Annotated in this window: 10 protein-coding genes; 1 reads left to right on the top strand and 9 read right to left on the bottom strand. The window is 65.7% G+C overall.

Going from position 1 to position 14,329, the window contains the following annotated elements:
• Position 1: 1 nt before the first annotated feature.
• From AC5JBD_RS01135 to AC5JBD_RS01115, 5 genes are all read right to left on the bottom strand, one after another.
• Positions 2 to 1,000, bottom strand: coding sequence for an alpha/beta hydrolase (locus tag AC5JBD_RS01135; protein ID WP_495719913.1), 999 nt, complete (start codon positions 998 to 1,000; stop codon positions 2 to 4).
• Complete coding sequence (locus tag AC5JBD_RS01130; protein ID WP_495719912.1) at positions 997 to 2,649, bottom strand: family 43 glycosylhydrolase; 1,653 nt, start codon at positions 2,647 to 2,649, stop codon at positions 997 to 999. Before AC5JBD_RS01130 ends, AC5JBD_RS01135 begins: the two co-directional genes overlap by 4 nt.
• A 31-nt stretch (positions 2,650 to 2,680) precedes the next feature.
• Positions 2,681 to 5,464, bottom strand: coding sequence for a TonB-dependent receptor (locus AC5JBD_RS01125; protein WP_495719911.1), 2,784 nt, complete (start codon positions 5,462 to 5,464; stop codon positions 2,681 to 2,683).
• Positions 5,465 to 5,769: 305 nt separating this feature from the next.
• Positions 5,770 to 7,200, bottom strand: a complete 1,431-nt coding sequence (locus AC5JBD_RS01120) for a glycoside hydrolase family 28 protein (protein WP_495719910.1) — start codon at positions 7,198 to 7,200, stop codon at positions 5,770 to 5,772.
• 11 nt (positions 7,201 to 7,211) lie between these two features.
• Positions 7,212 to 8,675 (bottom strand): Gfo/Idh/MocA family protein, encoded by a 1,464-nt coding sequence (locus AC5JBD_RS01115; protein WP_495719909.1) that lies wholly within the window; start codon positions 8,673 to 8,675, stop codon positions 7,212 to 7,214.
• A gap of 153 nt (positions 8,676 to 8,828) precedes the next feature.
• Here AC5JBD_RS01115 and AC5JBD_RS01110 point away from each other — a divergent pair, with 153 nt between their 5' ends.
• A complete protein-coding gene (locus AC5JBD_RS01110; RefSeq protein ID WP_495719908.1) occupies positions 8,829 to 10,184 on the top strand; it encodes a pectate lyase family protein in 1,356 nt (451 codons plus the stop codon).
• On the opposite strand, the gene AC5JBD_RS01105 is transcribed toward AC5JBD_RS01110, so the two are convergent.
• Genes AC5JBD_RS01105 through kduI form a run of 4 tightly spaced genes read right to left on the bottom strand, consistent with a single transcriptional unit; the run spans position 10,181 to position 14,314 of the window.
• Positions 10,181 to 11,716: a carboxylesterase/lipase family protein gene (locus tag AC5JBD_RS01105; protein ID WP_495719952.1), complete on the bottom strand. Its 1,536-nt coding sequence runs from the start codon at positions 11,714 to 11,716 to the stop codon at positions 10,181 to 10,183. The two genes, AC5JBD_RS01110 and AC5JBD_RS01105, sit on opposite strands and share 4 nt — an antisense overlap.
• Positions 11,716 to 12,723: a PfkB family carbohydrate kinase gene (locus AC5JBD_RS01100; RefSeq protein ID WP_495719907.1), complete on the bottom strand. Its 1,008-nt coding sequence runs from the start codon at positions 12,721 to 12,723 to the stop codon at positions 11,716 to 11,718. The genes AC5JBD_RS01105 and AC5JBD_RS01100 overlap by 1 nt, the downstream gene beginning before the upstream one ends.
• Positions 12,723 to 13,478 (bottom strand): 2-dehydro-3-deoxy-D-gluconate 5-dehydrogenase KduD, encoded by a 756-nt coding sequence (kduD, locus tag AC5JBD_RS01095; RefSeq protein WP_495719906.1) that lies wholly within the window; start codon positions 13,476 to 13,478, stop codon positions 12,723 to 12,725. Before kduD ends, AC5JBD_RS01100 begins: the two co-directional genes overlap by 1 nt.
• Positions 13,475 to 14,314: a 5-dehydro-4-deoxy-D-glucuronate isomerase gene (gene kduI, locus AC5JBD_RS01090; protein WP_495719905.1), complete on the bottom strand. Its 840-nt coding sequence runs from the start codon at positions 14,312 to 14,314 to the stop codon at positions 13,475 to 13,477. The genes kduD and kduI overlap by 4 nt, the downstream gene beginning before the upstream one ends.
• Positions 14,315 to 14,329: the final 15 nt, after the last annotated feature.

Here is a 14,329-nt window from a genome sequence, read left to right as displayed (position 1 = left end):
TTCACAGGAACAATCCTTTCTTGCGGCCCCAGGCCCAGAACAATTCCTCCCAGCCTTCCACCGTCTTACCCTTGGCGAGCCGCAGACCGAAGCCGTGGCCGCCATCGGCGAACAGGTGCGTCTCCACCGGCACTTTCGCCGCCAGCAAGGCCGAACGGAGCAGCAGGCTGTTGTCGACGACCACGGAGGCGTCGTCCTCGGCGTGGAGGAGGAATGTGGGCGGTGCATCGGGCCGCACGTTGAGATGCGGCGAATGGGCACGCTCGCGTTCGGACGAAGCGTTCTCCCCGACCAAATTCTTGCGCGAGCCGCCATGAGCCGTCGGAAGCGTCATCGATACGACCGGATAGATTGGCGCGGCAGCATCGGGCCGTGCGGAGAGCCGGTCCGCCGCGTCCACCGGCTCGCAAACCTTGGCGTCGAAACGGGCGAGGAGGTCGGCGCAGAGATGCCCGCCGGCCGAGAAGCCCATCGCGCAGACGCGCTTCGGATCGACGCCATAGGCTGCGGCGCGGTGGCGGATCAGGCGCATGCCCCGCTGGGCGTCGGAAAGCGGCGTGTCCGGGCCGGCAGTCCAGCCCTCGTGCGGCAGGCGGTAGAAGAGGACGAAGGCGGTGACGCCGCGGGCGGCGAGCCAGCGCGCCATTTCATAGCCTTCCTTGTCGATCACCACCCAATTGTAGCCGCCGCCCGGCGTGATCATCACCGCCGCGCCGTTGGGCCGGGCGGGCCGGAATACCGCCATGCGCGGCCGGCTGATGCCGAAGACATAGCGGTCGTTATAGGCGGGGTCGGTGCTCCGCTCCTTGACCGTCTCGACCGGCAGCTTCGCGGGCGCGCCCGGGGCGCCGTTCGGCCAGAGATCGATCGTCTCGGTCGGCTCCGGCCAGGTCATGTGCGGAGAATTGGGGGTAGCGGGCGGCCGGGTCTGCGCAACCGCCTTTGCAGCCACTCCCATGGCGAGCGTGCCGAGGAGAGCCGTGCGGCGGTCGATCGTCATGCCAGCGCCTTGAAGGTGAAGTTGGAGAAGCGCGCCTCCCCCCGCCCTGCCGAATAGAGGCCGGGCCGCAGCATCAGGAAGCCGCTGCGGACATTGTGGTGATAGCCCGACACTTCCATGCCGCGGTCGAAGCGCAGCCAGGTGCGGCCGTTGTCGCCGCTCGTATCGTAGGTGACGATGTGGCGGTCGTTGGTGACGCGGATCCGCATTCGCCGGCCGTGCGGATTCGCGGGACGGCCGCGCTCGATGCCATATTGGTGGGTGACGAAGCGGGTCTCGTCGAAGCCGAGGCCGCAATAGAGGCGCTCGTCGTAGAAGAGGATGAGGCCGGCGACGCCGCCCGGATCGATCTCCACATCCGCCTCGAACTGGTAGGCCTGGTCGCCCGCGATCAGCAGCAGCGGCGAGGAGTTCGACGGAGCCTTGCCGCGCGCCTTCAGCAGCAGCCGGTTGTTGGCGACGCGGGCCCGCTCGCGCTCGTCGGGCGCGGGCTTGAAGAAGTTCCACTTGCTGCCGAGCGCCAGCGTCGAGAAATCGTCGGACAGCGGCTGCCCGTGGCGCACCGAGTGGCCGCCCTCAGGCTTCGGGAGCGGCCGCGAGAGATCGCCGCCGGTCATTCGGAACCAGCCGTCGCTCGTCCACTCGATCCGGTCGAGCAGGGTCTGGCGGCCGAGCGTCCAGAAGCCGTTCTCATAGCCGTGATAGACCGTCCACCAGTCGCCGGACGGCCCCTCCACCAGGGTCGCATGGCCGCGCGACCACCATTGCTCGCGGATATCGGTGGTGCGGACCAGCGGGTTCTGAGGGTGATCTTCCCATGGGCCGTGGATCGAGCGCGAGCGCGCGGCGATCACCATATGGCCGGTGGGCGGACCGGCAGTGCCGCCGACCGCGGTGATGAGGTAGAAATAATCGCCATGGCGGGTGATCTTGGGACCCTCTGGCGAGAAGCCCTCCACCACCCACTCCGACGGGTAGCGCCAGGGATCGTAGACATGCTCGAGCTCGCCGATCCGCGACAGCCCGTCATCGGAAAGCCGGACCCTGTCGCCGCCCGACAGGAACAGCCAGCGGGAGCCGTCCTCGCCGACGGCGTGGCCTGGGTCGATATGGTTGGGGAGCTTGAGGTCAATGGGATCGCTCCACGGCCCTTCGATCCTATCCGCCCAGATCACGTAGCTCGTGTTGGGCGACGCCTTGACCGGGATGTAGAGGAAGTAGCGGCCCTTGTGCCTGATCAGCTCCGGCGCCCAGACCGAGCCGACATTCCTCGTGAGCGCGGCGGTGACCGGCCGCCAGTTCACCAGGTCCCGGCTGTGCCAGATGACCAGGCCGGGATAGGAATCGAAGGTCGAGAAGGTCATGTAGTAATCGGCGCCGTCCTTCAGGATCGTCGGATCGGGATGGTCGCCGGACATGATCGGATTGAGGAAGGTGCCGTCGCCGCGATCGGCGATGCGCTGGTTGTCGAAGCCGCGACCCCAGGCCCCATCCCGGTGGTCGTCCGCCGACCCAGACGGGTGCAGGCCCGTAGCGAGCAGCGCTGATTCGGGGACGACCGCCGCCAAGCCTGACGAGCCGATCAGCTTCAGGCTGGAACGGCGATTGATCGGCACCACAGCCTCCCGAAAACAGCCGCCCCGGCTCATCCGGGGCGGCCGCCGGTCTCGTCCCGAAGCCTCAGAAGCGCGCGCGGACCCCGGCCCAGAACTGGCGGCCGGTGCGGTGATAGAGCACCACCCGGTTGTCTTCGTCGATATACTGGTCCTGGGGCTCGTCCGTCAGATTGAGCGCCTCGAGCGTCAAGGTGAAGTTGTCGGTGAGCTTGAGCGAGGCAGCTGCGTCGAAGTTGAGGGTCGAGTTGACGCCTTCTTCGGTGCTGCTCTCACGCGCGCCGCCGGCGAAGGCGGTGAGATAACCCGAGCGATAGGCGGCCGAGCCGCGGATGCTGAACACCTTGTCCTCGTAGAAGAGCGTGGCGTTGGCCGACTCCTTCGAGAGATTCGTAAGCGGGCCCGTCACGGCCGCGGTGCCGCCGGGTCCGGGATATTCGATATTCGCTTTGACATGAGTGTAGTTGGCGAGGACGCCGAGATTCCTGAGGAAGCCTGGCAGGAAGCGCAGTTGATGCTGGTAGTTGACCTCCAGGCCGCGCAGCCGCCCACCCTCGCCGTTCACCGTCTGGGTCAAATCGAAAATCGCATTCTGGTCAAAGCCCGTGCCGTTCAGCAATTCAGGCGGCAGGTTGAGTTCGCTGAACGGAACCTGCGACCGGATTTGCGATCCGGACAGGGTGCTGATGTCCTTCTGGAAGAGGCCGAGCGCGATGAGTGATCCGGGCGCAAAATACCATTCGGCGGAAAGGTCGATATTGGTCGCCTCGGTCGGGTCGAGGAACGGGTTTCCGGGGCTGTAGGACCGATTCGAAGCCTGAATGGTGAGCGAGCCGCCCGGCGACAGCGCCGTGAGCCCCGGCCGCGTGAGGACCTTCGAGACGCCGAACCGGACCAGGAACTCCGGCGTGATCTCGGCGGCCAGGTTGAACGCCGGCAGCCAGTCGTCATATTCGCGTTCCACCGTGACTTCGGCGATCGTGGTCCCGGCAGCGGTGAATCCGGTCGTCACCTGATCGGTGGCGACGTAGCGCATGCCGGCGTCGCCGCGCAGTGTGATCGATCCGATCGGCACGCTGAAATTTGCCTGGAAATAGATTGCCTTCGCTTCTTCCTGGACATCCACGAAGCTGGAGCGGGCATTCTGGTTTTCGATACCGCCCAGACGGAAATCGATGTTCTGGCCGTTGATCGACTGAACGCAATTGCAATAGATATCGAGCGCATCCACGAAGGCGCGGAAGTCGGGGATGACGTAGCTGTCGCTCGCCGGATCGCCCGTGACGCCCTGGAGGATCTGCGTCAGCGAGGAAATCTGGCTCGCGTTGAGTGTCGGCGATTGTGTCTCGGCGACCAGGCGTCGCTGCTCGCCGCCGCTGTAGTTGAAGCGGCGATATTCGCCGCCGAGCTCGAAGGTGAGGTTCTCAGCGACGTCCCACTCACCGATGGCCTTGAAGCTGCGGAACTTGTTGTCGGCGCTTTGTGGACGGATGCGGATGTCGGAGGTGCCGTTGGTCATCGACCAGCTCGCCGGATCGGCGATGTCGAAGCCCCAGTTGATCACCGGCTCGCGGTCGCTCTCTCGATAGTCCCACGAGAAGCCGTCGCTATTGACGCGGTCGAGGGTGATCGTCGTCTGGATGGGGTTGCTGAATGCCGACTTGGCGAAACCGCCGAACAAGGTCCCGCGGAAGACGTCGCTGAACTCGTGCGTCAGCGTGCCGCTGACCTGATAGAATTCGGTCTCGAGCACGTCTTCGCGCGACTCGACGCGCATGTCCACATCGTCGAACACCCCGTAGACGAGCTCATTCTCGTCATTGACCTCGCCCGTCCGGATGATCGTCTGCGGCTTGCCGGCCGCGCCGGTACGGCTGAACGAGATCGCCTCGATATAGTTTTCGGCCCGCTTCGTATCGGAATCGGCATAGAGCCCGTCGATCGAGAGCAGGGTGCGATCGCTCGGCTTGAACTGGAGTGAGCCGGTGATTCCCAGCCGCTTCAGAGAATATCGCCAAGTGTCATAGCGCGGGATGCGCGGATGATAGATGAGCTGATCCCAGTTGCTGCCGTTGCTGGCGGGCGCGCGATTGATGTCGGCGATGGTGAAGCCGGGCAGCGTCGAGGCAGCGTTGAAGCCGCCATTCGCGCCCGTCGGGCTCCAGCGCACGGTGCTGTGCCCGGTCTCCAACACCTCCCGCTCGGAATAAGCGGCCGAGACGAGAGCTCCGAACGTGCCTGCGGCGTTCTGCCAGCTGAGCAGCCCGGCGACGCGCGGGTCGTAAGCTTCGGATTTGTCATTGTATCCCAACTGCGCCGATCCGGCGACGACGAGTTCGTCGCTATAATCCAGCGGCCGGGCGGTCTGGAGATCGACCGTCGCGCCGAGCGAGCCCTCCTCGACATCGGCTGATGCCGTCTTGCGCACGGTGATGCTGTTGAACAGTTCGGATGCGAAGACGTTGAAATCGAAGCTGCGGGCCCGGTTGACGCCGCCACCTGCGTCGGAGCTGCCCGTGGTGGCAATCGCCTCCATCCCGTTGATGCGGACACGGGTGAAGGTCGGCCCCAGGCCGCGGACGGAAATGGTACGGCCCTCGCCGGCATCTCGGGCAATGGCCACGCCCGGCACGCGCTGGATCGACTCGGCGAGATTGTTGTCGGGGAAGTCGGCGATGTCTTCCGCCTTGATGACGTCGACGACACCGGTTGCGCGTCGCTTGTCATTCAGGGCGGATGCGATGCTGGAGCGAAAGCCGGTGACAACGATTTCCTCGCCGGCATCGGCCTCTCCGGAAACCTGGTCGGCTTCGGTGGGAGTGGGCGCGCCTTGCTCAGCGGCGGGGGGCACCTCCTGCGCTGTTGCGCTCGCCGGCGAAAGCGCCCCGATTACAAGCGCCAGGGCAGAAGCCCCCATCCAACGTGCGCGCAGGACTCCTGTGGCGTTCCTCGACATTCGCTCTCCCTTTCCAAGTTCCCGCATTTCGCGGTGTAACTTTGTGACACCGGTGTCACCCGACGGCACGATATAGACGGCAAACACTCTCTCACAGCCCCGCTCACGCTCGCAAGGGGCGAACGGCCTCGGGCAGGAAAAAATTGGAAACCGGTGTCATTTTTTGGCCGAGCCGTTGCGGTGTCGCAACACTTGGAGGCTCAGACGCTCTCCAGCGATGCCACGGGCTTGCCGTTGACCCTGACATTTTCGAGCTTCAGTCCGTTCGTGTGGCGGATGATGCTCGGCTGGGTCACTCCTCTGAAGTCGCAGTCGCGAAGGGTAATCCCCTCCACGGGCGCTCCCGAAAGCCCCTGAGAGTCGAGGACTCGTACCGCATTTTCCGCCCGTAGCCGCTCGATGACGACATTGCGCAGCTCCGGCTTGAACCGCCCCTTCGCCCCTTCCTCATAATTGAAGTCGCAGGTGATCGCCGCCCGGCTCACGCGTCCGACGCTGATGTCGCGATAGTAGAAATTCTCGAGCAGACCGCCGCGCAAGGCATTGTTCTTGAACCTGATAGCATACCAGAGATCAGGGCTGTCCATCCGGCACTTTTCGGCGAAGACCCAGCGAGCGCCGCCCGAGATCTGGCTGCCCACGACAACCCCGCCATGACCCTCCCGCATATGGCAGTTGCGGATCAGGATGTTCTGTGAGGGAGTGGCGAGGCGCCGCCCGTCCGCATTGCGTCCGGAATTCACCGCGATGCAATCGTCGCCGGTATCGAATTCACAATTCTCGATCAGCATCATGTCGATCGATTCCGGATCGCAGCCGTCATTGTTCGGCCCATGGCCGGCAACGTTAATGCCGCGAAGCGTGACGTTTCGGCAGAGCACCGGATGGATGTTCCAGAAGGGCGAGCGGCGAACGCGAATTCCCTCGATCAGCACATTCTCGCAGGCATAGGGCTGGACGAAGCTCGGGCGGAGATAGTGGCCGTCGCCGAAGACCCGCTTCTCGACCGGCACCGCGTCCTCGGCCATCTGGAACAGCACGGCCCGCGACTTGCGCTGGTCGGGCATTCCTTCGCGCCAGCCATGATCGGTGGTGCCTCGCCACGGGCCCTTCCATGCCCACCAATGCTGTGCGTCCGACTGGCCGTCGATCGTGCCCCGCCCCGTCAACGCGATGTTCTTCTGCTTGTAGGCGTAGATGAAGGGCGAATAGTTCATCAGCTCGATCCCTTCCCAGCGCGTGAAGACGATCGGGTAGTGGGCGGGGTTCGTGCTGAAGGCGAGCGTCGCGCCCTCCGAGACGTGGAGGTCCACATTCGACTTGAGGTGCACGGCGCCGGTGAGGAAATGGCCTGCAGGTATGAGCACGCGCCCGCCCCCTGCCCTGTTGCAGGTGTCGATCGCCTTCGTGATCGCCTCGGTGTTGAGCGTCGTGCCGTCTCCCTTCGCGCCGAATTCGACGATATTGAAGGTCCGCGCGGGAAAGGTCGGCGGACGGACGGTTCGCGCGATCACCGCCGCGCGGTCCCAGGGGTCGCCAGCCGCGGCCAGGACGGAGCGGGGCAGCAGGCTGGCGGCGGCACCGGCGCCGGCATAGCGGATGAGGTCGCGGCGGGAAGGACGGATGATCATGGCTGTTCCTCTCAGGCGCGGATGGCGCGCGGCGGCATCGGCACCGGCTCATCGCGGGTCGGCATCGGCGGCATGTCTGGGCGAGTGAGTCCGGTCACCATATCCGGGATCAGGACAGGCCGGCCGGTCTCGAAGCATTGATTGGCTGCCGCCCCGATCAAGATGGAGTAGCAGCCGCTCCGCTCATCGGCGACGCGGCCGGCGCTGTCCGGATTGGGCGCACCGAACAGATCGTCCAGCATCACCTTGTCGCCGCCGCCATGGCCGCCGGTTCCGGTGCGAGGCTTGATGTCGGTCGGCGCGCCGCGGAGCGGATAGAGCCGCGTCTTGATCCGGTTGGAATCGGTCCCGCCCTGTACCATGTCGCCGCCCGCGACATAGGTCTTCTCGACAATGGAGTGTTCGAGCCTGCCTTTCGTGCCGTTGAAGGCGATCTGGTAACCCTCCCATGCGTTGCAGGCGTTGAGCGAATAAGAGAGCGTCGCGCCCATGTCGTACGCGACGATCACGTTCATCGTATCCTCGATGCTGATCTCCGGCCGCCAGACGCACTGGTCGCGGAAGTAGCCGTCATAATGCTCGTTATCGAGGTAGAGGGCCTTCAGGCTAGGGTCGGCCGCGATGTCCAGATAGAAGCTGCACTTGTCCTTTTCCGGGCATGTGCGGCAGCGCTCGTGATGGCTGGCCAGTCCGAGGCGCCGCGCCATCTTGGGCGTGTAGAATTCGCGCTTGCCGACGGCGTCGACGCGCACCGGCACCGCGCCGAGCCACCAATTGACAAGGTCGAAATGGTGCGTTGCCTTGTGCACCATCAGGCCGCCCGATATCGACTTGTTGCTGTGCCAGCGTCGGAAATAGTCCGCCCCGTGCGTCGTATCGAGCAGCCAGGTGAAGTCGACGGAGAGGATGTCTCCGATCGCCCCCTCCATCAGCAATTCCTTCACCTGCGTGCGGGGCGGCGTGTAGCGATAGTTGAAAGCGACGCGGACATGTCGCTTGTTGCGCTTTACGGCGTCCAGGATCCGCTGCGCCTTTGCAGCCGTGGTTGTCATCGGCTTCTCGGTGATGACGTCGCAGCCGGCGTCGAGCGCGCGCACGATATACTCGTCGTGAGTGGCGTCCGTGCTGGTGACGATGATCGTGTCGGGGCGCGTTTCCCGGATCATCGCATCGAACGCGTCCGCCAGATAAGGCTTGGGCGCCGGCGCTCCCGCGGATTGCGCCCGCCTGGCGGTGAAAGCGAGCCGGCCGGGATTCGTATCGCAGATCGCGACCAGCACGTTCCGGTCCTTATGATCGCCCCAGATCGCGTCCTGATAGACGCGTGCGCGATGGCCGGTGCCAACGATCGCGTGGCGTCGCCGCTTGTCGCCGAGCACCTGCGCGCCGGCGGCGGCCCCGAGCAGCGCGCCGCCTGCCCCGGCGGCCTTGAGGAGGGTGCGTCGGTCGAAAGCCGGCCTCTCCTTGTCTTCCATCACCCTCTCCCTTATGACACCGGTATCAGCTCAGATTTTGAAGGTGCGGTCAAGATGTTGAAGCGGCTCGCCTTTGGATCGTTCTAGAAGCCCCCTTGGCCGGCGCTGCCACCGGTTTCCCGGCGCTCGCTCGGCGCGACCCGGAGAGTCCTGATGCGCCCCCTGGCGATCCTGCTTCTGCTGTTCGTGAGCCTCGCCCCCGCGCCCGCTTTGGCGCAGGCCTTTCCCGGCGCAGTGGGCTGGGCGGCCGAGACCCCCGGTGGAAGGGGCGGCGCGATCGTAAGGGTTACGACCCTCAACGCGAGCGGCCCCGGCTCATTCCGCGCGGCGCTCGAGCGCAAAGGGCCCCGCATCGTCGTGTTCGAAGTAGGCGGCCTGATCGATCTCGGCCGCACCACCCTTTCGATCGAGGAACCGTTCCTGACCATCGCCGGCCAGACCGCTCCCTCCCCCGGCATCACGATCATCCGCGGCGGCATCGACATCAAGACGCATGACGTGATTATGCGCCACATCCGCGTCCACACCGGCGTGGACAGTCAACCGCAGCGCAGCGGCTGGGAGGCGGATGCGGTCTCCACGGTCGGAGCGCGCAACGTGATCGTCGACCATTGCACGATGATCTGGGCAGTCGACGAGAACCTCTCCGCATCCGGGCCACGCTTCACAGGCACGACGGTGGAGGAATGGCGCCGGGGCACCAGCCACAACATCACCTTCTCCTACAATCTGCTGGCGGAGGGGCTCCGCTACGCCAGCCACCCGAAGGGCGAGCATAGCAAGGGCTCGCTCGTCCACGACAACGCCACCGGCATCCTGATCTATCGCAACCTCTACGCCCACAATCAGGAGCGGCACCCGCTGCTCAAGGGCGGCGTCCACGCGGCGCTGGTCAACAACTTCATCTACAACCCCGGCGAGCGCGCGGTGCACTACAATCTGATGGCGCTGGAATGGGGCGAGCAGCCCTACCAGCTTGGCGAGCTCAGCGCGGTCGGCAATGTCCTCCGCGGCGGCCCCGACACGCGCAGCGACATGTCCTTCCTCGCGATCGGCGGCGTCGGCGATCTGCGCTTCCACGGCCGCGACAACATCGCGGTGGACCAGGAAGGGAAGTCGCTGACCATGCTCGGCCGCTACACGACAGGCACAGCCAAGATCATCGAAACCGATCGGGCGCTGGTGTGGCCCCAAGGACTAGACGTGCTCCCCGCGCGGGAGGTGGAAACGCATGTCCTCGCCTGGGCCGGCGCCCGCCCGTGGGATCGCGATCACCAGGAGATCCGCATCACCTTCGACGTCGCTGAAGGGCGCGGCGAGATCATCGACGACGAGAAGCAGGTCGGCGGCTTCCAGAAAGTGGCGCCGACCCATGCCCGATTTGTCGAGGCCGACTGGAACCTCGACACGATGGAGCCGAAGTCCAGCCGCTATCCCGGCCAGAAGGACGGCTATATCCAGCAGCCGGGCACCGCGCGCGACCGCGAGATGCGGCAGCAGCCGCGCTAGGTTCCCGGCTGGATGTAGGGAACGCGGGCGAACAGCTCGCGCTCCCACTTGCGCGGATCTGCGACGGCGCGGGATTGGGTGTCGAACACCATCGTCTGGCGGTCGGGCAATGAGTAGACAGGCCAGGCGGGCATGCCGCGATGGTTGGGATCGCCGCCGCACGCGAAGGCGATGAAGGCGTCCATCATCTGGCTGCTCAGCTGGCGGGACGCCGAGCCCGTGCCCGTTATCGATCCCTCCGCATCAAGCCTGCCGAACACGAGCGGGATGTCGAGCGTGTGCGGCGCTCCGCGCCAGGGCTCGACCGGCGACTGGAAGTCGAGCTGGTAGACCCAGGTGCGCGTGTTCGCCCGCGCCCGCTCATCCGCCTCGATCACCTGCCCCGGCCAACTCCGCCCGGCAGTCGTCGCGGCATAGAAGACGCGTTCGGCCGACCAGTCGGGGAAATGCTGCCGATATTGGGCAACCACCCATTCCGGATGGATGTCCATGCGCAGCTCCGGCGCCATCCGCTCCGCGATGTTCGACCAGTCGAGCCCCTGCACCTTCGCTCCCTTGGGATCAATGAAGGCACGCGTCTCGTCGCGCGTGTTGCCGAGGATCATCGGGACGTGGTTCGACTGCGGGTTCGCATCCGGCCAGAACGGGTGGCGGGTCAGCCACTTCATGTCGAGCACCGGGCCGAAATAGACACCGCCGCCGATGATCGGATCGATCGCTGCAAGCCCTTCCACCAGCCGCTCGGCGGGCAATGTCAGGAGGTCGGCGGGCGCGGCTTTGAGCGCCTCGAGATAGGCCCGGGTGCGGGCAGTCGCGTTCAGCGGACCCGAAGCCGTTACCTGCTGCCCGCTCATCGTCGCGGCACGGTGGAAGAGGCCCTTGGCGTCCCGCATACCCATCATCGTCGCGATCTTTGCGCCACCGCCGGACTGGCCGAACACCATCACGCGCGACGGGTCGCCGCCGTAATTTGCGATATTGTCACGGACCCATTGGAGGGCGAGGATCTGGTCGAGCTGCCCTGCATTGCCGCTGTCCGGGAAGCGCGGATCGAGCCGGGCGAGATAGAGATAGCCGAACGCGTTCAGCCGATGGTTGATGGTGACGACGACAACGTCCCCGCGCGCGGCGAGATGGCGGCCGTCATTCAGGGGATCCACGACGCTGCCCGAGGAGTAAGCGCCGCCGTGAATATAGACCATCACCGGCCGCCGGGCCCCTGCCCGCGCTTCCGGCGTCCAGACATTGAGGAACAGGCAATCCTCGCTCTGCGGATTGTAGCGCTCGCCCCGTTGGGGGCAGGACGGGCCGAACCGGACCGCATCCACGATACCGGCAGCCGGTGCAGGCGCACGGGGAGCCCGGAAGCGTTCGGCTGAGCCGTAGCGTATGCCGCGGAAGACATGGAGGCCACCTTCGCTCGTGCCTCGCACCCTGCCCAAGGTCGTGCGGACCACTGGTGCCCGCTTCTGCGCGAGAGCCGGAGCCGAAAGGAGCGCCGCGCTGCCGATCAGGAAGCGGCGGCGGCCGATCACCGACGGACGTCCAGCTCTCCGGCCATGAATGCCTCGACGTCGCGAGGCGTAAAGAGCGAGGCGTCGCCCGGCAGGCTGTGCTTGAGTGCCGTCACCGCGAGACCAGAGCGAACCGTCCACTCAAGGTCGCGCCCGGTGCGCAGTCCGTGCAGGATGCCGGTGGCGAACGCGTCCCCGGCGCCGATCCTGTCGATGATGCCGGCGACCACCACCTCCTCGGTCTGGGCCACCAGGTCCGGGGTGTCGATTCGTGCCGAGATGCGATGGCGGTCGGCGTCGTCGATGTGCCGTGCGGTCGAGGCGATCAGCTTGAGCTTCGGGAAGGCTTTGAATGCGGCTTCCGAAGCCTCGCGGCGGCGGTCCGCTCCCTCGCCGCTGAAGGTCTTGCCGAGCAGCAGCGAGATATCGCGCTGATTGCCGAACATGATCTGTGCGTGGGCGACGAGGCGGGTCAGGATCTCGCGCGGCTTGCTGTCCCACCGTTCCCACAGCTGAGCGCGGTAATTGCCGTCGAAGGAGATCGGCACGCCCAGCCGCACCGCCGCCTCTGTGGCCGCGAACGCAGAATCGGCCGATCGCGGCCCGAGCGCAGGTGTGATGCCTGACATGTGAAGCAGGTCGACGCCCTGAAGCAGCCGCTCCCAGTCGAAGTCCGCGGCGGTCGCGTTGGCGAAGCTGCTCCCCTCCCGGTCGTAGGTGATTTCGGAAGCCCTGAGGCCCGCACCGGGAGCGAGGAAATAAAGACCCATCCGCCCCGGCACAGCGTCGATGCCCGAGACATCCACCCCATGGCGTCGCAAATAGCCCGCCGCCGCTTGGCCGAGCGCATTGTCGGGGATGAGGCTGACGACCTTGGTCGCATGTCCAAGCGAGGCGAGCCCCACCGCCACGTTCGCTTCGGCGCCGCCGATGTGAACGTCGAGGTGCGGCCGCTGCAGCAGGAGCTCGCGGCCCGGCGCCGTCAGGCGCAGCAGCAGCTCCCCGAAACAGGCGACCGCCGCCATCAGCGAGCCAGCCAGCCGCCGTCGACGGCTAGAATATGCCCGTTCACATAGTCGGACGCAGCGGATGAAAGGAACACGGCCGCGCCGCCGAGATCGGACGGCTTTCCCCAGCGGCCGGCGGGGATGCGCTCCATGATCTGCCGATTGCGGGTCTCGTCCGCCTGCAGCGCGGCGGTGTTGTTGGTGGCGATATAACCGGGCGCGATCGCGTTGACGTTGATGCACTTGGCGGCCCACTCGCATGCGAGCAGCTTCGTGAGCCCCGCGACGCCCGACTTTGACGCGGTATAGCTCGGCACGCGGATGCCGCCCTGAAAGCTGAGCATCGAGGCGATGTTGATGATCTTGCCGCCTCCTTGCCGGATCATGTGCCGCCCCGCCGCCTGGCAGAGGAAGAAGACCGACTTCAGGTTCGTGTCGATCACCGCGTCCCAATCCTCCTCGGTGAAGTCCACCGCATCCTCGCGGCGAATGATACCGGCATTGTTGACGAGGATGTCGAGCCCGCCAAGTTCCGACAGGGTGCGGTCCACCACCTCCTGCACGGGAGCGATCGTCGACAGGTCCGCACCGATTATCGCGGCGCGCCTGCCCGTCCCACGGACAAGCTCCGCCGTCTCGTCGGCAGAAGAGCGGCCAACAAGCGCCACGTCCGCCCCCGCCTCGGCAAGCGCCACGGCGATGCCCTGGCCAATGCCGCTATTCGCGCCGGTGACGACGGCGACTTTGCCGCTGAGGTCGAACATCGCGCTCACGCCAGCTGGCAGATGTCGAGGACCTTCATATCCGTGTAATCCTGATTCTCGCCGGCCATCGCCCAGATGAAGGCATATGCCTTCGTGCCGGCGCCCATATGGACGGACCAGACCGGGCTGATCACGGCCTCCTCATTGGCAATCGTGATCTGGCGGAGCTGGTCGCCCTGCCCCATGAAGTGGAAGACGCGATCGTTTTCGCCGTCCAGGCCGAAGTAGAAATAGATCTCGCTGCGCCGCTCGTGGATGTGCGGCGGCATCGTGTTCCACACCGAGCCGGGCTTCAGAACCGTCAGACCCATGACAAGCTGGGCGCTGTCGCACACGCCTGGAATGACGAGCTGGTAGATGGTGCGCTCGTTCGATTCCTCGAGGCTGCCGCGCTCCAGCGCGTTGGCCTGAGCGATGCCGAGCTTGCGGGTCTGGAACGCCTTATGGGCTGGGCAAGAGGCGAGATAGAAGCGCGCGCCCTGGCCAGAGAAGAGAACATCCTTCGCGCCCATGGTGACATAGAGGCAATCCATGTTGCCGAGCTCGAACGCCTCGCCGTCGACGGTGACGGTACCGGCGGTCTTCCCGACATTGACGACCGCGAGCTCGCGCCGCTCAAGGAAGGGCTTGCCCGCCGCGGAAGTCGGTTCGACCTGATCTGGCAACCGCACGTCGCCGCCGCCGACCACCACACCGCCGATCACGAACCGGTCGGCATGGGTGTAGTTGAGCACGCACTCACCTTCGCGGAACAGCCCCTCGATCAGGTAGCGGTCGCGCAGCTCCTCGTTGGAGACGCACTCCATCATGTCGGGGTGCGTGGCGTAGTAAGTGCGTTCGAACATCTGAATTCTCCGTGA

Source organism: Allosphingosinicella sp., assembly GCF_059502505.1.
Note: the sequence above shows the minus strand (reverse complement) of the source record. Positions and strands in the feature narration are given on the sequence as shown.

Excerpts from the sequence above, each read along its gene's own strand:
- AC5JBD_RS01135 (WP_495719913.1), bottom strand. The coding sequence starts at position 1,000 with ATGACGATCGACCGCCGCACGGCTCTCCTCGGCACGCTCGCCATGGGA.
- AC5JBD_RS01130 (WP_495719912.1), bottom strand. The coding sequence starts at position 2,649 with ATGAGCCGGGGCGGCTGTTTTCGGGAGGCTGTGGTGCCGATCAATCGC.
- AC5JBD_RS01120 (WP_495719910.1), bottom strand. The coding sequence starts at position 7,200 with ATGATCATCCGTCCTTCCCGCCGCGACCTCATCCGCTATGCCGGCGCC.
- AC5JBD_RS01115 (WP_495719909.1), bottom strand. The coding sequence starts at position 8,675 with ATGGAAGACAAGGAGAGGCCGGCTTTCGACCGACGCACCCTCCTCAAG.
- AC5JBD_RS01110 (WP_495719908.1), top strand. The coding sequence starts at position 8,829 with ATGCGCCCCCTGGCGATCCTGCTTCTGCTGTTCGTGAGCCTCGCCCCC.
- AC5JBD_RS01100 (WP_495719907.1), bottom strand. The coding sequence starts at position 12,723 with ATGGCGGCGGTCGCCTGTTTCGGGGAGCTGCTGCTGCGCCTGACGGCG.
- kduI (WP_495719905.1), bottom strand. The coding sequence starts at position 14,314 with ATGTTCGAACGCACTTACTACGCCACGCACCCCGACATGATGGAGTGC.